This window comes from Escherichia sp. Lx600-2, from assembly GCF_036662595.1.
GTDB classification, from domain to species: Bacteria; Pseudomonadota; Gammaproteobacteria; order Enterobacterales; family Enterobacteriaceae; genus Escherichia; species Escherichia coli.
In genome coordinates this window covers 28,412-47,295 of record NZ_JAYQWM010000007.1, presented here as the reverse complement: position 1 = coordinate 47,295, position 18,884 = coordinate 28,412, and the positions used below count along the sequence as shown (strand labels likewise).

At 52.9% G+C, this 18,884-nt stretch carries 18 protein-coding genes and 1 pseudogene; 5 read left to right on the top strand and 14 right to left on the bottom strand.

Annotation, left to right across the window (positions count from 1 at the left end; all coding sequences use genetic code 11):
• Positions 1-9 precede the first annotated feature (9 nt).
• The 3 genes from lpxM to znuA all read right to left on the bottom strand — a co-directional run bounded on the left by lpxM (position 10) and on the right by znuA (position 3,371).
• Entirely contained in the window at positions 10-981 is a 972-nt protein-coding gene (lpxM, locus tag OQV04_RS04225; protein ID WP_000448381.1) for a lauroyl-Kdo(2)-lipid IV(A) myristoyltransferase, read from the bottom strand.
• Positions 982-1,100: 119 nt separating this feature from the next.
• Positions 1,101-2,423 carry a murein DD-endopeptidase MepM gene (gene mepM / locus OQV04_RS04220; RefSeq protein WP_001184045.1) on the bottom strand — a complete coding sequence of 441 codons (1,323 nt, stop codon included), beginning with the start codon at positions 2,421-2,423 and terminating at the stop codon, positions 1,101-1,103.
• Positions 2,424-2,438: 15 nt separating this feature from the next.
• Positions 2,439-3,371, bottom strand: coding sequence for a zinc ABC transporter substrate-binding protein ZnuA (znuA, locus tag OQV04_RS04215; RefSeq protein ID WP_001342995.1), 933 nt, complete (start codon positions 3,369-3,371; stop codon positions 2,439-2,441).
• Positions 3,372-3,449: 78 nt separating this feature from the next.
• Between znuA and znuC the strand changes: the two genes are divergently transcribed.
• A complete protein-coding gene (gene znuC, locus OQV04_RS04210) occupies positions 3,450-4,205 on the top strand; it encodes a zinc ABC transporter ATP-binding protein ZnuC (protein ID WP_000202996.1) in 756 nt (251 codons plus the stop codon).
• On the top strand, positions 4,202-4,987 hold the full coding sequence (gene znuB / locus OQV04_RS04205; RefSeq protein WP_000571478.1) for a zinc ABC transporter permease subunit ZnuB: 786 nt from the start codon (positions 4,202-4,204) through the stop codon (positions 4,985-4,987). Before znuC ends, znuB begins: the two co-directional genes overlap by 4 nt.
• A 245-nt stretch (positions 4,988-5,232) precedes the next feature.
• Here the strand turns inward: znuB and ruvB are convergent, their stop codons facing one another.
• The 3 genes from ruvB to yobI all read right to left on the bottom strand — a co-directional run bounded on the left by ruvB (position 5,233) and on the right by yobI (position 7,067).
• Complete coding sequence (gene ruvB / locus OQV04_RS04200; protein ID WP_000568519.1) at positions 5,233-6,243, bottom strand: Holliday junction branch migration DNA helicase RuvB; 1,011 nt, start codon at positions 6,241-6,243, stop codon at positions 5,233-5,235.
• Positions 6,244-6,251: 8 nt separating this feature from the next.
• The gene (gene ruvA / locus OQV04_RS04195) at positions 6,252-6,863 is read right to left on the bottom strand and encodes a Holliday junction branch migration protein RuvA (protein WP_000580323.1); all 612 of its coding nucleotides are present in this window, start codon (positions 6,861-6,863) and stop codon (positions 6,252-6,254) included.
• Positions 6,864-7,001: 138 nt separating this feature from the next.
• The gene (gene yobI, locus OQV04_RS04190) at positions 7,002-7,067 is read right to left on the bottom strand and encodes a stress response small protein YobI (protein WP_010723105.1); all 66 of its coding nucleotides are present in this window, start codon (positions 7,065-7,067) and stop codon (positions 7,002-7,004) included.
• 70 nt (positions 7,068-7,137) lie between these two features.
• Between yobI and OQV04_RS04185 the strand changes: the two genes are divergently transcribed.
• Positions 7,138-7,740 (top strand): YebB family permuted papain-like enzyme, encoded by a 603-nt coding sequence (locus OQV04_RS04185; RefSeq protein ID WP_032281036.1) that lies wholly within the window; start codon positions 7,138-7,140, stop codon positions 7,738-7,740.
• A 1-nt stretch (position 7,741) separates the two neighbouring features.
• On the opposite strand, the gene ruvC is transcribed toward OQV04_RS04185, so the two are convergent.
• The 4 genes from ruvC to aspS all read right to left on the bottom strand — a co-directional run bounded on the left by ruvC (position 7,742) and on the right by aspS (position 11,409).
• Positions 7,742-8,263 carry a crossover junction endodeoxyribonuclease RuvC gene (ruvC, locus tag OQV04_RS04180; RefSeq protein ID WP_001295503.1) on the bottom strand — a complete coding sequence of 174 codons (522 nt, stop codon included), beginning with the start codon at positions 8,261-8,263 and terminating at the stop codon, positions 7,742-7,744.
• 34 nt (positions 8,264-8,297) lie between these two features.
• Positions 8,298-9,038 (bottom strand): YebC/PmpR family DNA-binding transcriptional regulator, encoded by a 741-nt coding sequence (locus OQV04_RS04175; protein ID WP_000907248.1) that lies wholly within the window; start codon positions 9,036-9,038, stop codon positions 8,298-8,300.
• A gap of 28 nt (positions 9,039-9,066) precedes the next feature.
• Positions 9,067-9,519 carry a dihydroneopterin triphosphate diphosphatase gene (gene nudB / locus OQV04_RS04170; protein ID WP_001300367.1) on the bottom strand — a complete coding sequence of 151 codons (453 nt, stop codon included), beginning with the start codon at positions 9,517-9,519 and terminating at the stop codon, positions 9,067-9,069.
• Between the two features lie 117 nt (positions 9,520-9,636).
• Positions 9,637-11,409, bottom strand: a complete 1,773-nt coding sequence (gene aspS, locus OQV04_RS04165) for an aspartate--tRNA ligase (protein WP_001258662.1) — start codon at positions 11,407-11,409, stop codon at positions 9,637-9,639.
• A gap of 309 nt (positions 11,410-11,718) precedes the next feature.
• On the opposite strand from aspS, the gene OQV04_RS04160 reads away from it, so the two are divergent.
• On the top strand, positions 11,719-12,285 hold the full coding sequence (locus tag OQV04_RS04160) for a hydrolase (RefSeq protein WP_000891620.1): 567 nt from the start codon (positions 11,719-11,721) through the stop codon (positions 12,283-12,285).
• Positions 12,282-12,377: pseudogene (locus OQV04_RS04155) on the top strand (hypothetical protein); the annotation flags it as partial. The gene OQV04_RS04160 and the pseudogene OQV04_RS04155, both read left to right, overlap by 4 nt.
• A 359-nt stretch (positions 12,378-12,736) precedes the next feature.
• Here the strand turns inward: OQV04_RS04155 and OQV04_RS04150 are convergent.
• The 4 genes from OQV04_RS04150 to gpJ form a co-directional block, all read right to left on the bottom strand.
• On the bottom strand, positions 12,737-13,345 hold the full coding sequence (locus OQV04_RS04150) for a DUF4376 domain-containing protein (protein WP_106490409.1): 609 nt from the start codon (positions 13,343-13,345) through the stop codon (positions 12,737-12,739).
• A gap of 7 nt (positions 13,346-13,352) precedes the next feature.
• On the bottom strand, positions 13,353-14,546 hold the full coding sequence (locus OQV04_RS04145) for a prophage tail fiber N-terminal domain-containing protein (protein ID WP_106490416.1): 1,194 nt from the start codon (positions 14,544-14,546) through the stop codon (positions 13,353-13,355).
• A 64-nt stretch (positions 14,547-14,610) separates the two neighbouring features.
• Positions 14,611-15,210: an Ail/Lom family outer membrane beta-barrel protein gene (locus OQV04_RS04140; RefSeq protein ID WP_097562160.1), complete on the bottom strand. Its 600-nt coding sequence runs from the start codon at positions 15,208-15,210 to the stop codon at positions 14,611-14,613.
• Between the two features lie 67 nt (positions 15,211-15,277).
• Positions 15,278-18,664 carry a phage attachment tail tip protein J gene (gene gpJ / locus OQV04_RS04135; protein WP_269705909.1) on the bottom strand — a complete coding sequence of 1,129 codons (3,387 nt, stop codon included), beginning with the start codon at positions 18,662-18,664 and terminating at the stop codon, positions 15,278-15,280.
• Between the last annotated feature and the right edge of the window lie 220 nt (positions 18,665-18,884).

The following is an 18,884-nucleotide window of genomic DNA, read 5'->3' as shown; positions in this document are numbered from 1 at the left end:
GAGGCTTTTTTATTTGATGGGATAAAGATCTTTGCGCTTATACGGCTGGATTTCGCCCGGTTTGCGAGTTTTCAGCAATTTTAGTATCCAGGTGTATTGTTCTGGTCGCGGACCAACAAAAATCTCGACTTCTTCATTCATCCGCCGCGCAATCGTATGATCATCCGCCTCTAACAGATCATCCATCGGTGGGCGCACCTGAATCGTCAGACGATGCGTCTTGCCATCATAAATCGGAAACAGCGGTACAACGCGCGCACGGCACACTTTCATCAAACGACCAATCGCGGGCAACGTCGCTTTATAGGTGGCAAAGAAATCCACAAATTCGCTGTGCTCTGGGCCATGATCCTGATCGGGTAAATAATATCCCCAGTACCCCTGACGTACCGACTGGATGAATGGTTTAATACCGTCATTTCTCGCATGCAGACGACCGCCAAAGCGACGACGCACCGTGTTCCAGACATAATCAAAAACCGGGTTGCCCTGATTATGGAACATCGCTGCCATTTTCTGCCCTTGCGAGGCCATCAGCATGGCAGGAATATCGACGGCCCAACCGTGCGGCACCAGAAAGATAACTTTCTCGTTATTACGCCGCATCTCTTCGATGATCTCCAGCCCTTGCCAGTCAACGCGCGGCTGAATTTTCTCCGGCCCGCGTATTGCCAACTCAGCCATCATTGCCATCGCTTGCGGCGCGGTGGCAAACATCTCATCAACAATCGCTTCGCGTTCAGCTTCACTACGTTCTGGAAAGCAGAGCGACAGATTGATTAACGCACGACGGCGTGAGCTTTTTCCCAGTCGTCCGGCAAAACGTCCCAGCCGTGCCAGAATGGGATCACGGAACTTTGGCGGCGTTAAAGCGATACCCGCCATCGCTGCTACGCCCAGCCATGCTCCCCAGTAGCGCGGGTGGCGAAAGGATTTATCAAACTCAGGAATGTATTCGCTATTATTTTTTTTCGTTTCCATGCTTTTCCAGTTTCGGATAAGGCAAAAATCAATCTGGTGATAGTGTAGCGGCGCAACTTGCCCCGCACCAAATAAAAAAAGCCGGTACTGACTGCGTACCGGCTGCGAATGGATGTTAATTAATCAAACCGTAGCTGCGGCACAATCTCTTTGGCCTGCGCCAGGAATTCGCGACGATCGGAGCCGGTCAGCCCTTCGGTACGCGGCAGTTTTGCCGTCAGCGGGTTTACGGCCTGCTGGTTTATCCATACTTCATAGTGCAGATGCGGCCCGGTTGAACGTCCGGTATTACCGGAAAGCGCGATACGGTCGCCACGTTTCACCTTCTGTCCCGGTTTCACCAGAATCTTGCGCAAGTGCATATAACGCGTGGTGTAGCTGCGACCATGACGAATAGCCACATAATAACCTGCTGCGCCACTGCGTTTGGCAACCACCACTTCACCGTCACCCACTGAAAGCACTGGCGTACCCTGCGGCATGGCGAAATCAACACCTCTGTGTGGTGCAACGCGACCGGTCACTGGATTAGTACGACGCGGGTTAAAGTTAGACGAGATACGGAATTGTTTCGCCGTCGGGAATCGCAAGAATCCTTTCGCCAGACCAGTACCGTTACGATCGTAGAATTTGCCATCTTCAGCGCGGATAGCGTAATAATCTTTACCTTCTGAACGCAAACGTACGCCCAGCAGCTGGCTTTGCTCACGTTTACCATCAAGCATTTCTCGAGACATTAATACCGCAAATTCATCGCCTTTTTTCAGTTTGCGGAAATCCATTTGCCACTGCATGGCTTTAATCACTGCGCTCACTTCGGCGCTGGTTAAACCGGCGTTTCTGGCGCTGGCAACAAAGCTCCCCCCGACGGTACCTTTCAGCAGATTGTTAACCCACTCTCCTTGCTGCATTTCGCTGGTCATTTTAAAACCGTTAGCGGCAGTACGGTCATAGGTTCGGGTTTCACGACGAGACACTTCCCAGGTGAGGCGCTGCAGTTCGCCGTCCGCGGTTAATGTCCACGAGAGTTGTTGACCGATTTTCAGATTACGCAATTCTTTGTCGGCAGCAGCCAGTTGGGTGATATCACCCATATCAATACCATACTGATTGAGAATGCTGCTTAGCGTATCGCCAGTGGAAACAACATATTCATGCACGCCCGCTTCACCGGCGATTTTGTCATCCAGTTCGTCCTGGGGAATGGCTTCATCTTCTTGTGCAGCTTGATCAATCGGCTCACTGGCTTCAGGTAAGAGCGAACGAATTTCGTTCTGTTCCAGCTCAATGGTTTTGACAATTGGCGTGGCATCGCGGTGATAAACATAGGGCCGCCAGACAGCGACGGCCAGAGTAAGAACGGTGAGCGACCCCAACATAACGCGGTGTGGTCGCGGTAAATTATTAAACGCCAGGGCGACAGAGCGGGCTATCTGTTGCACGTAATCACTTCCTCATTAATCTCCTTTCAGGCAGCTCGCATACTGGTTGGCTAATTGACTCAGGAATTCTGAATAGCTTGTTTTACCCAGTTTGATATTCGTCCCCAGGGGATCCAACGTTCCCATACGAACGGATGTCCCTCGTGCGACGCTCTCAACGACCGCTGGCCTGAACTGTGGCTCAGCAAAAACGCAGGTTGCTTTTTGCTCAACCAACTGTGTTCTTATTTCATGTAAACGCTGCGCGCCAGGTTGAATCTCAGGGTTAACGGTAAAATGACCAAGCGGTGTCAGTCCGAACTGTTTTTCGAAATAGCCGTAAGCATCGTGAAAAACGAAATAACCTTTCCCCTTGAGCGGCGCGAGCTCGTTACCAACCTGCGTTTCGGTTGAGGCTAATTGTGCCTCAAAATCCTTCAGGTTGGCGTCAAGTTTGGCTCGACTTTGCGGCATAAGTTCCACTAATTTTCCATGGATTGCAACCGCTGTAGCCCGCGCTATCTCTGGGGAAAGCCAAAGATGCATGTTGAAATCGCCGTGATGGTGATCTTCGTCACTTTTTTCCGCGTGGTCGTGATCATCATCATCGCCGTGAATACTTTTCATCAGTAGCGGTTTCACATCTTCAAGCTGCGCAATCGTTACCTGCTTCGCTTCTGGTAATTTGCTTACCGGTTTTTGCATAAACGCTTCCATCTCCGGGCCAACCCAAACGACTAAGTCCGCGTTCTGTAAGCGTTTTACATCCGATGGACGCAGTGAATAATCATGTTCTGAAGCACCGTCAGGCAGTAAAACCTCCGTTTCTGTTACCCCATCAGCAATGGCAGAAGCGATGAACCCAACGGGTTTAAGCGAAGCGACAACGGCGGCATCTGCGGCCTGTGTTGCACCTCCCCAGAGAGCGGCGGATAATGCTGCGAAAAGAAGCGTTTTTTTATGTAACATAATGCGACCAATCATCGTAATGAATATGAGAAGTGTGATATTATAACATTTCATGACTACTGCAAGACTAAAATTAACATGACAAGTCTGGTTTCCCTGGAAAATGTCTCGGTTTCTTTTGGCCAACGCCGCGTCCTCTCTGATGTGTCGCTGGAACTTAAACCTGGAAAAATTTTGACTTTACTTGGGCCAAATGGCGCAGGTAAGTCGACACTGGTACGGGTAGTGCTCGGGCTGGTAACACCCGATGAAGGGGTTATCAAGCGCAACGGAAAACTGCGCATCGGCTATGTACCGCAGAAGCTGTATCTCGACACCACGTTGCCACTGACCGTAAACCGTTTTTTACGCTTACGCCCTGGTACACATAAAGAAGATATTTTGCCTGCACTGAAACGTGTCCAGGCCGGGCACCTGATTAACGCACCGATGCAAAAGCTCTCTGGTGGCGAAACGCAGCGTGTACTGTTAGCGCGAGCATTGTTAAATCGACCGCAATTATTAGTGCTGGATGAACCCACTCAAGGCGTGGATGTAAATGGCCAGGTGGCGTTATATGACCTTATTGACCAACTGCGTCGTGAACTGGATTGTGGCGTTTTAATGGTTTCTCACGATCTGCATCTGGTGATGGCAAAAACCGATGAAGTGCTGTGCCTGAATCACCACATTTGTTGTTCCGGCACACCGGAAGTTGTTTCCCTGCATCCGGAGTTTATTTCAATGTTTGGTCCTCGTGGTGCTGAACAACTGGGTATCTATCGCCATCATCATAATCATCGTCACGATTTACAGGGACGAATTGTTTTGCGTCGGGGAAATGATCGCTCATGATTGAATTATTATTTCCCGGTTGGTTAGCCGGGATCATGCTCGCCTGTGCCGCGGGTCCGCTGGGTTCGTTTGTAGTCTGGCGTCGTATGTCTTATTTCGGTGATACGCTGGCTCATGCCTCATTACTTGGTGTCGCGTTTGGTTTGTTGCTGGACGTGAATCCATTCTATGCGGTGATTGCCGTTACGCTGCTGCTGGCGGGCGGTCTGGTATGGCTGGAGAAGCGTCCACAGCTGGCGATCGACACGTTATTAGGGATTATGGCGCACAGTGCCCTGTCGCTGGGCCTGGTGGTCGTTAGTCTGATGTCTAACATTCGTGTCGATTTGATGGCTTACCTGTTCGGTGATTTACTGGCAGTGACGCCAGAAGATCTCATCTCTATTGCGATTGGCGTGGTCATCGTGGTGGCTATTTTGTTCTGGCAATGGCGCAATTTGCTGTCGATGACGATTAGCCCGGATCTGGCGTTTGTTGATGGTGTGAAATTACAGCGAGTGAAATTGTTGTTGATGCTGGTGACGGCATTGACGATTGGTGTAGCGATGAAATTTGTCGGTGCGTTGATTATTACTTCGTTGCTGATTATTCCTGCAGCTACTGCGCGTCGCTTTGCCCGTACGCCGGAACAGATGGCTGGTGTCGCTGTTTTGGTGGGGATGGTGGCAGTAACTGGCGGTTTAACCTTTTCCGCGTTTTACGATACGCCGGCGGGTCCGTCGGTGGTGCTATGTGCGGCACTGTTATTTATTATCAGTATGATGAAAAAGCAGGCCAGCTAATCTATCGCTGAACACATTTGTCGGATGCGGCGCGAGCGCCTTATCCGACCTACGGTTCGCTATCTCTGGTAGGCCTGGTAAGACGCGAACAGCGTCGCATCAGGCACACTGCCAATGTCGGATGCGGCGCGAGCGCCTTTTCCGCCCTACGGTTCGCTATCTCTGGTATATGCCTGATAAGACGCGAATAGCGTCGCATCAGGCACACTGCCAATGTCGGATGCGGTGCGAGCGACCAATCCGACTTACGGCATTTCTGGCGGCGTTATGCCAAAGTGATTCCACGCCCGCGTCGTCGCCATACGCCCGCGCGGTGTACGCTGCAAAAAGCCTTGCTGAATCAAATAAGGTTCCAGCACATCCTCAATGGTTTCACGTTCTTCGCCAATGGCTGCCGCCAGGTTATCCAGACCTACCGGCCCACCAAAGAACTTATCGATTACCGCCAGCAACAATTTGCGGTCCATATAATCGAAACCTTCAGCATCGACATTCAACATATCCAGCGCCTGAGCAGCGATATCTGCCGAAATAGTGCCATCGTGCTTCACTTCGGCGAAATCACGCACTCGACGCAGCAGACGGTTGGCAATGCGCGGCGTACCGCGAGCGCGACGAGCAACTTCCAGCGCGCCGTCATCACTCATCTCAAGCCCCATAAAGCGTGCGCTGCGACTGACGATATATTGCAGATCCGGCACCTGATAAAACTCCAGACGTTGCACAATACCAAAACGGTCGCGCAACGGTGATGTCAGCGAACCTGCGCGCGTGGTTGCACCAATCAGGGTAAACGGCGGCAAATCAATTTTAATGGAGCGTGCCGCCGGACCTTCACCAATCATGATATCCAGTTGGTAGTCTTCCATTGCCGGGTACAGCACTTCTTCAACAACTGGCGATAAACGGTGGATCTCATCAATAAACAGCACGTCATGCGGTTCAAGGTTAGTGAGCATCGCAGCCAAATCGCCCGCCTTTTCCAGCACCGGACCAGAAGTCGTGCGTAAATTAACGCCCATTTCATTGGCGACAATGTTGGCAAGCGTAGTTTTACCCAACCCCGGAGGACCAAAAATCAACAAATGATCGAGGGCATCGCCGCGCAGTTTCGCTGCTTTGATGAAAATCTCCATCTGTGAACGAACCTGCGGCTGACCAACATACTCTTCCAGTAATTTAGGGCGAATGGCGCGATCTGCTACATCTTCCGGCAAAGTGGTACCGGCAGAAATCAGACGGTCTGCTTCAATCATCCTTTACCTCATAACGCGGCGCGTAGGGCTTCGCGAATTAATGTTTCACTGCTGGCGTCAGGGCGAGCGATTTTGCTCACCATGCGGCTTGCTTCTTGTGGTTTATAGCCCAGCGCCACCAGCGCGGCAACCGCTTCTTGTTCAGCATCGTCGGTCGCCGGGCTGGCAGGAGACGTGAGTACCAGGTCGGCGGCTGGCGTAAAGAGATCGCCATGCAAACCTTTAAATCGGTCTTTCATTTCCACAATCAAGCGTTCGGCGGTTTTTTTGCCAATACCCGGCAGTTTCACCAGTGCCCCCACTTCTTCACGCTCAACGGCATTAACGAACTGCTGCGCTGACATTCCGGAGAGGATCGCCAGCGCCAACTTCGGGCCGACGCCGTTGGTTTTGATCAACTCTTTGAACAATGTGCGCTCTTGTTTATTGTTAAAACCGTACAGCAGTTGCGCGTCTTCACGCACCACAAAGTGGGTGAAAACGATCGCTTCCTGACCCGCTTCAGGGAGTTCATAAAAACAGGTCATCGGCATATGCACTTCATAGCCTACGCCGCCCACTTCAATTAACACCAGCGGGGGTTGTTTTTCAATGATGATGCCTCTGAGTCTGCCTATCACATGACGCTCCTGCGTAATGAATCAAAGATAATGCTGTATGATAAAAAAATGCTGGATAGATATCCAGCGAAGGATGAAGAAAACTTGCGAGGTGTCTCGATGAACTGAAAAATGGCACAGTATAATTTATTCTACAGGTTATATTGGAAGCAAATATTTTAATATTACATATTCAGTGAAGAAATGCGTAATAAAAATATACATTGCGCCTCCTGAAAAAATAAATTTTTTATGCTATTACGTATATTCGTATCTATTTCAATGGAATGACAACGTGAATATTAATTACCCTGCTGAATATGAAATTGGAGATATCGTCTTTACATGTATAGGTGCTGCCTTATTTGGTCAAATATCAGCTGCATCAAATTGCTGGAGTAATCACGTCGGGATCATTATCGGTCATAACGGTGAAGACTTCCTGGTTGCAGAAAGCCGGGTTCCCCTTTCAACCATCACCACGCTATCTCGTTTTATTAAACGTTCGTCTAATCAACGCTATGCTATAAAGCGATTAGACGCTGGGCTGACAGAACAACAAAAACAACAAATTGTTGAACAGGTTCCCTCCCGGCTACGCAAACTTTACCACACCGGTTTTAAATACGAATCTTCGCGCCAGTTCTGTTCAAAATTTGTTTTTGATATTTATAAAGAAGCGCTATGTATTCCGGTGGGTGAAATAGAGACGTTTGGAGAATTGTTAAATAGCAATCCGAATGCAAAACTCACTTTCTGGAAATTCTGGTTCCTGGGTTCTATTCCTTGGGAGCGTAAAACCGTCACGCCAGCCAGTTTGTGGCATCATCCGGGTTTGGTGTTGATTCATGCGGAGGGAGTGGAAACGCCTCAGCCGGAACTGACCGAGGCGGTATAACTTAACGCAGTCGCCCTCTCGCCAGGTTCAGCCGCGATTCGCTCATCTGCATCGCATTCTGACTAACGTGGCAGTGGGTGATGGCAATCGCCAGCGCATCGGCGGCATCCGCCTGTGGATTAGCGGGCAGTTTCAGCAAGGTGCGGACCATATGCTGCACCTGGCTTTTTTCGGCACTACCAATACCTACCACCGTTTGCTTTACCTGACGTGCCGCGTATTCAAATACTGGCAACTCCTGATTCACCGCCGCCACAATCGCCACGCCGCGCGCCTGGCCCAGTTTCAGGGCTGAGTCAGCGTTCTTTGCCATAAAGACTTGTTCAATGGCGAAATAATCAGGCTGGAACTGGGTGATGATTTCCGTCACGCCCGCATAGATGAGTTTCAGACGAGACGGTAAATCATCCACTTTGGTGCGGATGCACCCGCTACCCAGGTAGGACAGTTGCCTACCTACCTGGCGGATGACGCCGTAGCCGGTCACGCGCGAACCCGGATCAATGCCGAGAATAATAGCCATCACGCGTCTCCGTTTTGCTGTTTAGCAGGCCTCATCAGAGAGTCGCTGCGACCTCATCAGAGATTTCACCGTTATGGTAAACTTCCTGCACGTCGTCGCAATCTTCCAGCATATCGATCAGACGCATCAGTTTCGGTGCGGTTTCTGCATCCATATCAGCTTTGGTAGACGGGATCATGGAAACTTCCGCGCTGTCTGCTTTCAGACCTGCCGCTTCCAGAGCGTCGCGCACTTTACCCATTTCTTCCCATGCAGTGTAGACATCAATCGCGCCGTCATCATAGGTCACAACGTCTTCAGCACCTGCTTCCAGTGCTGCTTCCATGATGGTGTCTTCATCGCCTTTCTCGAAGGAGATGACGCCTTTTTTGCTGAACAGATAGGCTACGGAACCATCAGTACCGAGGTTACCGCCACATTTGCTGAATGCATGACGCACTTCAGCAACGGTACGGTTGCGGTTGTCAGACAGACATTCAATCATGATTGCCGTGCCGCCAGGACCGTAACCTTCGTAGATGATGGTTTCCATGTTCGCATCATCATCACCGCCCACACCACGTGCAATTGCGCGGTTCAGAGTGTCACGGGTCATGTTGTTAGACAGCGCTTTATCCACCGCTGCACGCAGACGCGGGTTAGCGTCCGGATCGCCACCGCCCAGCTTAGCCGCGGTTACCAGCTCACGAATGATTTTAGTGAAGATTTTACCGCGCTTAGCATCCTGCGCAGCTTTACGATGTCTGGTGTTGGCCCATTTACTATGACCTGCCATAAAAATATCTCCAGATAGCCCTGCCTGTTCAGGCAGCGTTAATTACAAACTGTTCAATCGCCTGCCGGTTGCTCCAGGACTTAGTGAGCGCCGCCGCAGCAGGCGCATCAAGCCACTTGTAAGCCAGATGTTCAGTGAAAACGATCTGCCGCTCGTGCGGAAGCGCAAGACAGAACCATGATTCCGTATTACGCGTCACGCCCGGCGCATAGCGATGACGTAAATGTGAAAAAATTTCAAACTCAACCGTGCGCTGACAGTCAATTAAGGTCAGTTGTTCAGCGACAACATCAATGGTGACCTCTTCCTTTACTTCGCGCATGGCAGCTTGCGGCGCGGTTTCACCCTCTTCCACGCTGCCGGTTACCGACTGCCAGAAATCGGGGTCATCACGCCGCTGCAACATCAGCACCCGTTTCGTATCTTGTGCGTAGATGACCACTAAGATCGAAACGGGACGCTTATACACTTTATCCTTCACGCTACCTCTTCGTTGACTGCCTTCGCTCATCCCATTCACATAGTTATCTATGCTCATGGGAGTTCACTCAGTTGCCGCCTCGATGCAACGCGAATGATTTCGTGTATTTGAGTCATATCAGTTATTCTCAGCCTTCTTCACAACCTGAATGCTCAGCTCAGCCAGTGCAGTCGGGTTAGCAAAGCTCGGTGCTTCAGTCATCAGACACGCTGCCGCCGTGGTTTTCGGGAAGGCGATAACGTCACGGATATTGTCGGTGCCGGTCAGCAGCATGGTCAGACGGTCAAGACCGAATGCCAGACCTGCGTGCGGCGGAGTACCGTATTTCAGAGCGTCGAGCAGGAAGCCGAATTTCTCGCGCTGTTCCTCTTCGTTGATACCCAGAATACCAAACACCGTCTGCTGCATATCACCATTATGGATACGTACTGAACCACCGCCCACTTCGTAACCATTGATGACCATATCGTAAGCGTTCGCCACCGCATTTTCCGGTGCAGCTTTCAGCTCTGCAGCCGTCATGTCTTTCGGTGAGGTGAACGGATGGTGCATTGCCGTCAGGCCGCCTTCACCGTCGTCTTCAAACATCGGGAAGTCGATAACCCACAGCGGTGCCCATTTGCTTTCGTCGGTCAGACCAAGGTCTTTACCCACTTTCAGGCGCAGTGCGCCCATCGCGTCGGCAACAATTTTCTTGTTGTCGGCACCGAAGAAAATCATATCGCCATCTTGCGCGGCAGTACGATCCAGGATGGCTTCGATGATTTCTGCATTAAGGAACTTCGCTACCGGGCTGTTGATACCTTCCAGACCTTTCGCGCGTTCGTTAACTTTGATGTAAGCCAGACCTTTCGCGCCGTAGATTTTAACGAAGTTACCGTATTCGTCGATCTGCTTACGGGTCAGCGATGCGCCACCCGGAACACGCAGAGCGGCAACGCGACCTTTCGGATCGTTCGCCGGACCTGCAAATACTGCAAACTCAACAGATTTCAGCAGATCAGCAACGTCGGTCAGTTCCATCGGGTTACGCAGATCCGGTTTATCAGAACCATAACGGCGTTCGGCTTCCGCAAAGGTCATTACCGGGAAATCGCCCAGATCCACGCCCTTCACTTCCAGCCACAGATGGCGCACCAGCGCTTCCATCACTTCACGCACTTGCGGCGCGGTCATGAAAGAAGTTTCCACATCGATCTGAGTAAATTCAGGCTGACGATCAGCGCGCAGGTCTTCGTCACGGAAGCATTTAACGATCTGATAGTAGCGGTCAAAGCCGGACATCATCAGCAGCTGTTTGAACAACTGTGGGGATTGCGGCAGTGCGTAGAATTTACCTTTGTGCACACGAGAAGGCACCAGGTAGTCACGCGCGCCTTCCGGCGTGGCTTTGGTCAGCATCGGAGTTTCGATGTCGAGGAAGCCGTGGTCATCCATAAAACGGCGCACCAGGCTGGTGATTTTAGCGCGGGTTTTCAGGCGCTGAGCCATTTCCGGACGACGCAGGTCGAGGTAGCGGTATTTCAGACGCGCTTCTTCGGTGTTGACGTGGTTAGAGTCAAGCGGCAGAACATCTGCGCGGTTGATGATAGTCAGCGAGGACGCCAGCACTTCGATTTCGCCGGTCGCCATATCTCGGTTAATATTTTTTTCGTCACGCGCACGTACGGTGCCCGTGACCTGAATGCAGAACTCATTACGCAGTTCAGAGGCCAGCTTTAACGCGTCCGCACGATCCGGATCGAAAAATACCTGCACGATACCTTCGCGGTCGCGCATATCGATGAAGATCAGGCTACCAAGATCACGACGACGGTTGACCCAACCACACAGAGTCACCTGCTGCCCCACGTGGGACAAACGGAGCTGTCCACAATATTCTGTACGCATGAGATATCCCTTAACTTAGCTGCCGGCGGATGCCCCCTGCTGCGCAGGTGACCAAGTCGCAGCGTTAGCTGTATGTCACAACTGAATGAAAAAAGGCGGCTATTATACTGGAAATTCTGCCGCACCGTAAGAGCCTGGCCCGCGCTGGAACGCCTCGTTACCACTTTATATCGGGCCTGAAATCAGACTCTACGCCAGTTTGCTATAAAGGTGTTGCCCGAACTCATAAAAATTAACAAAATTTGTCGTTCCGCCATCGGCTAATCGCATTAAGGTGTGAGGCACGATTTTGTTTTTTCAGGAGTCATTATGCTTGAACTTAATGCTAAAACCACTGCGCTGGTGGTGATCGATTTACAAGAAGGCATCTTACCTTTTGCCGGTGGTCCACATACTGCCGATGAGGTAGTTAATCGCGCCGGGAAGCTGGCGGCGAAATTTCGCGCCAGCGGTCAGCCCGTGTTTCTGGTGCGAGTTGGCTGGTCTGCCGATTACGCCGAAGCATTAAAACAGCCGGTTGATGCCCCCTCCCCCGCTAAAGTGTTGCCCGAAAACTGGTGGCAACATCCAGCTGCATTAGGTGCAACTGACAGTGATATCGAAATCATCAAACGTCAGTGGGGTGCGTTTTACGGTACGGATCTGGAGTTGCAATTACGCCGCCGAGGTATCGATACAATAGTGTTATGTGGGATCTCGACCAATATCGGTGTTGAATCCACCGCCCGCAATGCCTGGGAACTTGGCTTTAATCTGGTGATTGCCGAAGACGCCTGTAGTGCCGCCAGCGCCGAGCAACACAATAACAGCATTAATCATATCTACCCGCGCATCGCCCGTGTGCGTAGCGTGGAAGAGATCCTTCACGCGTTATGATTTACATCGGTCTACCGCAATGGTCGCATCCTAAATGGGTGCGGTTGGGGATCACCAGCCTTGAAGAGTATGCCCGTCACTTTAACTGTGTGACGCAACATTTTTAAAAATCGACGAAGATCGTCCAGGAGCGCCGTTTTTCAAGGGTTGGACAGATGATTCGTTTTCGATGTCGACGAATTTCGGTGAAGTTTGTCGATAAAAAATGTCCCATACATGCCCCACAGGTGCCCCATGACTCAATCAACTACCAACTAAAAAAGAGGCATTCAATCCAGACAGACTCACCATTTTTATAAAAAATCTGAATCCCCCTGCCGTGCAAAAATGCGAACAACATCACTTCACTAATCAGCCTGACACGGCATACTTAGCACGCTAATTATGATAACAAACTAATACCCTAAAAAACTCATGGTTCCGGGACTGGTCGTGGTCCCGTTTTTTTTATTCAGCCAGCAGGCCATCCGACAACATAACTGCGGATCGCCTTCAGGTCTGTCAGCGCCTCAACCTCGGCTTTCATCTGCAACTGCCGTGTATTAATCTCCACTCCCTTCGCAAACATCGCCTGCTCTGTCGCATCTGCCAGCGCAATTATCTCCGCCGCCGTTACCGGCACCACATTATTATCCCCGTCGGTCCAGGCAAAACCTTCCGGAAGACGGTTATTCTCTGCCATCAGTCGTGTCGTGCTTATCCTGGACAACGTCTTCTTGCCGTAATCCCAGTTCCTTCCGTTGAATTCCATCACGTATTCCATATTCTCCTGCACATCACGCCAGATATTAATCTCTTCCCGTTTCGCCGCCTTTGCCGCTTCCACTACTGCAGCCGTGGCAACAAAGGCGGTCACACTTCCGTATGTTCCTGCTGTCAGACCAGACCATAAGGCTTTTCCGTGTTCAGTATTATCCGTTTCCGTTGCGGTATACGGCAGCCATACCGGCTCTCCTTTTTCATTGACCGCATCTTCAAACTGCACCTCACAGTTTATCCCGCCGTATTCGTTGTAGGCTGCATTTCGTACTGCAATAATCTCTTTTCCCTTATCCACCATGACCTCCTCATGATATGCGCTGAAATAATCCTGCCTGTCTTGTACCTGCAGCAGATGTCCATATTACCGGACCACATGCACGCCACGTGCCCGGTAAAATGGTCTCCCCCAAACTGGCGGAAGCAATCAGAGGAGTTCCATCCGAAAGGCAACATGCAGACAGTGATGAGCCGGCAATGGCTGAGCCCGGTGCCATATCCCCGGAATAACTCGTCGCATAATATGCCGCAAGGACAAAAGAACCGACACCAAACAGTCCGCTGTCAGGACTTCCTGACGGTCCCTGTGGTCCTGCCGGGCCTGTGTCTCCCGTATCCCCTTTTGGACCCTGTGGTCCTGCCGGACCTGCGGCTCCCGTATCTCCTTTTGGACCCTGAGGCCCTGCCGGTCCTGCGGCTCCCGTATCTCCTTTTGGACCCTGAGGCCCTGCCGGTCCTGCGGCTCCCGCATCCCCTTTCGGCCCCTGAGGCCCTGCCGGACCTGTGGCTCCCGTATCCCCTTTTGGCCCCTGAGGCCCTGCCGGGCCTGCAGCTCCCGTATCCCCTTTCGGCCCCTGAGGCCCTGCCGGGCCTGCAGCTCCCGTATCCCCTTTCGGCCCCTGTGGACCTGCCGGGCCTGTATCCCCCTTGTCGCCCTTCGGTCCCTGTGGTCCGCCAGGATCGCCCTGCTCACCTTTCGGACCTGTATCCCCCTTATCGCCCTTGTCACCTTTATCCCCTTTCGGCCCCGGTGGCCCTGCCGGGCCTGTATCGCCCTTGTCCCCCTTCTGTCCCTGTGGACCAGTTGCTCCGGTGTCGCCTTTCGGTCCCTGTGGCCCCACGGCAGTTTCGGCTTTCTCAGCAGCTTCTCGCGCCCTGCGCACAGCCTCATCCGCCGCCGCTTCCAGCTTCTTCAGTGCATCAGGGTAATACGCTGCATCCGTTTCACGGAGCAGAAAGGCATTCAGGGTGCCCGGTTTATCGTCGGCCATGACATCAATCTCGCCGGCGCATGCCGGCTGACGACCTTCCACGCACAGGGTCACACGATAACGCCCCGGCTCAACCTGCATGGTGTAACTGCCCGTTTCGCCTGGCTGGTGCTCTGCCACCGTGGTGACTATCACCGTCTCGCTGGTTCTCACGGCTTTCAGCTCTATGGTACAGTCCGGTACCGGTTTTCCTGTACCATCCTTCAGCACACCTGAAATCTGTACTGACATATTCCCCCCACAAAAAAGCCCACCAGAACCGGCGGGCTGTCATAACACTGTGTTACCTGGCTAATCAGAATTTATAGCCAACACCCACGATGAACCCGTCAGTGCGCCAGTCGCCACTGCCGGAGCCTTCATAAGCGACATCAACGGCCACGGATTCGGCCGGGTTAAACTGCACGCCAGCCCCCCACGCCAGAGACGTGTTGCTGTGGCGAGCGTCATCACTTCCGGTCAGCACGTCGTGCGTTTTCCCCTTGTTGTCAGTTACGCGAAGATAATCACCGGAGAAAGTCGACACACGGCTGTAAGCCACACCCGCCATCGCATACGCGCTGAACCATTCATTCACGCGTACAGACGGCCCCGCCATCACGCTGAACCAGCGGTTACGCACGGAATCTTCATGCCAGCGGCTATCACTGTAACGGGTAAGCTGGCGATTCATGTCTCCTGCATAGCTGAATGACGTCACCAGCCCCAGCGTGTCCGTAAATTCATAGCGGTATTTCACGTTGAATCCGGTTAAATCATCACTGCCGGACATATCAGAATGGGTATGAAGATACCCGGCACTCAGAGTGGAGTGATTCTCTGCTGCACCCGCTGGCGCACCCGCAGCGGCCAGCCAGACGACTGCAGACATAATAACAGCACATAATTTACGCATAATTACCTCTCGCTTTTCTGCAATAAAAAAGGCACCATTTCTGGTGCCCTTATATGGGTTATAAAATTCAGCTGATACTGATGCCTGCGGTGGCTTTCTTCATCACCACAACCAGCAAATCGCTGATACTTGCTGTGGGATACCAGTCATTCACCAGCCATGCTGACACCGAAAACTCCAGTGTCATGTGACCGTGACCGGCAGGCATATCAATAACGCCACTGTAAATCAGCGTATTATCCAGCGCGGTACGGTTATAAATTTCAGCACCGTTTTTCCGCACTATCAGACGGCATGAGGAGTAAATATCAGTATGCTCTCTCTCATGCTTAGCGCCACTGAATGCCACCGCCGGAATAACAATCTGCCGGTCAAACGGCTGATCGTCATAAACCATGACGGTAATGGTCCCTGATGGCCACCGCTCCGGTGCACGGGAGTCCCGGGGGAAAGCTTTGCCCACTGTTTTAACGAGATCGCCTTCAATCTGGTTCGCGGACAGTTTTCCCAGAACCCGACAGTCCTCGTTAATCGTGACGTTGTTGAGCGTCCCGGAATTCGCATTCACGTTACCGCTGATATCAGCATTTTTCGCCGTCAGCCGCCCGTCCGGTGTCAGGGAAAATGCCGGAGGATTACCGCCGCTGGTAATGGTGGGAGCCGTCAGGTATTTCAGGAACACGTCGTTCATGAATATCTGATTGCCCTGCGCCACAAACATCGGCGTTTCATTCCCGTTTGCCGGGTCAATAAACGCGATACGGTTAGCGGCAACCAGAAACTGGCTCAGTTTACCGTCCTCCGTGTCCTCCATGCTGAGGCCAAGCCCAGCGACATAATGCTTACCGTCTTCGGTCTGCTCAATTCTGACGCCCCACATGGCATTCCATTTATCGTTAGCGTCTTTCCACTCTTTCGAAAACTCTTCCAGTCTGCTGGCGTTATCTTCCGTCAGCTCAAAGTTTTCCAGCAGCTCCTTGCCGAGATGCGTTTTATTAATCAGCCCTTTGTAAAAATTCAGGTAGCCTTCGGCATCATCGCTGGCCCGGCCGACGGCCTCCACAAATGCCGATTTGCCCACCAGGTTGACGCTGCGGATATAAAAATAATAATCATGGCCCGGCCTGATATTACTGGCGGCTGTCCAGTACAGCGCCGTGCCAAGATAGCGGGCGGAGGTTTCAACCTGCCTGATATCCGCAATCTGCTGTTCCGAAAACCAGAATTCAAACTGCACCGTCGGGTCATATACAGCCAGTTTCGGGACCGCCGTTATCTGAAAATACCCCGGTATCAGTTCAATGGTGGCGGGCGCTACCGGGGCGTCAATCCGGAACGTGGTGGTGGCAGGTTCGCCCTGCTGGCCGTAGCTGTTAATCGCCCTGACCGTCAGGGTGTATTCCCCGGGCGGCAGACCACTGAAACGGTGCGCCGTGTCTGCGGTGATGGCGGTGGTCACCAGGCGGCTGTCATCCCCCCTTCCGCTGGTCAGACGCAGACTGAAGCGCACACCTTTCACCACCCGCGGCGTGTCCCATTTCGCCTGCGCCAGATACTGGCCGTCTGAGGCACTCACCTCCACCGTGAGGTGCTGCACTGCAGGAGGGATAACGCTGTTCAGGGTGCCTGACTGCGGCTCAAAGCTGGCCCCGTTATCCACGATGGCTTCTTTTTCCGGTACGTGCTGCACCGCCGTGATGGCAAAGGTGCCGTCCGTGTTTTCCCGGATGGCGACACAGCGGAACAGGCGACGTCGAAGACCGGGAATTTTCAGTCCCCACACACCGTATGTCGCCACGCCATCAGGCAGGGCACTGACCTGTATCCGGGCAGGGGCCGGTTGTGCCGTGATGTCCACACTCACCGGCTTACCGCTGCCGTTAATCAGGTTCACCGTGGCGTTACCGGTCTCCGGCAGTGTCACCTCACGGTCCAGCGTCAGTGTGCGGCTGGCGGCGTCGATGGACAGGACACGTCCGCCGGTCAGGGTCCCGGCGTAGTCGTTATCACAGATTTCAATGATGTCTCCGGGCGTGTGCCGCAGCCCCTGTGACCCGAGCGTGAAATCCACCGTCTGCGTTTCCAGCAGTCCGGTCTTTATCACCCACAGTCCGGCACGGTGGGCCTGACCACGACTGGTGCAGCCGAACGCATCCATCTTCAGCAGGTTGCGTCCGTAGCGCAGTATGGCTTCCGGGTCTTCCACCAGTTCCGTGGAGGTCTGCCAGCCGTTCTGCGGGTCGGTGTAATTCACCTCCACTGCCGTGTGACGGTCCTTCAGGGCGCTGAAGCTGTAGCGGAACCCCACGCCGTTATCATCCACCACCACATCGCTGTTGGTGTACGGCCACACCACATCCGACGGGCGGTCCTGAACGAACGTCAGCGTCTGGCCGTTCCATACCGGCATACAGCGCATCGCCGAGCAGAAATCACTGAGGACGTCCCACGCCTTACGCTGTTGTGACAGGTATGCATTAAAGGTCATCCGCGGCTCTGTGCCCCCGAAACCATCCGGGACCGTCTGGTCGCAGTACTGCCCGATGGCATACAGCGCCCACTTGTCCACGTCCGCGGCCCCCAGGCGTTTTCCCATGCCGTAGCGCGGGTGGGTCAGCATGTCCCACAGACACCAGGCCGGGTTATTGCTGTATGCCGGTTTCAGACTCCCGTCCCAGATACCGCTGTAGGTGCGTTTTTCCGGGTCATAGTTTGACGGCACCTGGATGATGCGACCACGGATATGGTAGTTCACCGTCAGCTGCTGGCCACCGAACTGCTCCGCATCCACCTGCAGCCCCACAATCGCCGTGTTCGGGTAGCACTGTTTCACATCGATGATTTCGGTGTATGACGACCACAGCGTTCTGTTCTGCAGCTGGTCCGTGGTGCTGTCCGCCGTCTCCCTGACCATCCGGATGTTAAAGGGGCGCTCAGGGAGATTATTCAGAATCACCGACGTCAGGTACTGCGAGGTAGTCTTGCCGTTAATGGTGATATCCTTCTCCGTCACCCAGTTACCGTTACGCTCAAGCTGAATCAGCAGGCGGACAGAAGAGGGGTTACGGTCACCCTTTGAGGTGGTCTCCACCAGTGACTGCACCCCGAAGGTGACCCGCAGACGGTCAATGTTCGCTGACGTGATGGTGCGCGTCACCGGCTTTGCCTTCGTCACCTCCACGCCCAGTGCGGTTTCCGCCCCGGAGGACTCAAAGCCTTCCGGCGGTGTCTGCTCCTGCTCCCCGGCACGCCAGACGGCGGTCACACCGTGTATCACGGGATTACCGTCCGTGTCCGTCAGCGGGGTTTTGTTCACCAGAATACTCTGCAGTCCCTTCACCGGGCCTTCCACCGGTCCCTCACCGATGGCATCAATCACGCTCATCATCTGCGTGGATTTGAGATTATCCTTCGCCTCACGCGGTGTGTGCGCCTTGCCGCCGCCTTTGCCCACGGAATCCCCCTTCATCGTCCGCTGCCGGACACTGTTGATGTATAAAAACAACAGGCACCCCGGAGAGTGCCTGCATCATGACGGAATAAAAATTCTGAATATCTTCACATTTTCACAAACTGACTGTGGCGCTGATAATTTCGCTGCGTTAGTGTTTTTTTGCCGTGACATAAAAAAACAACTCCTTAACACTAATCTTCATTTGTCTGAATCTCCCGCA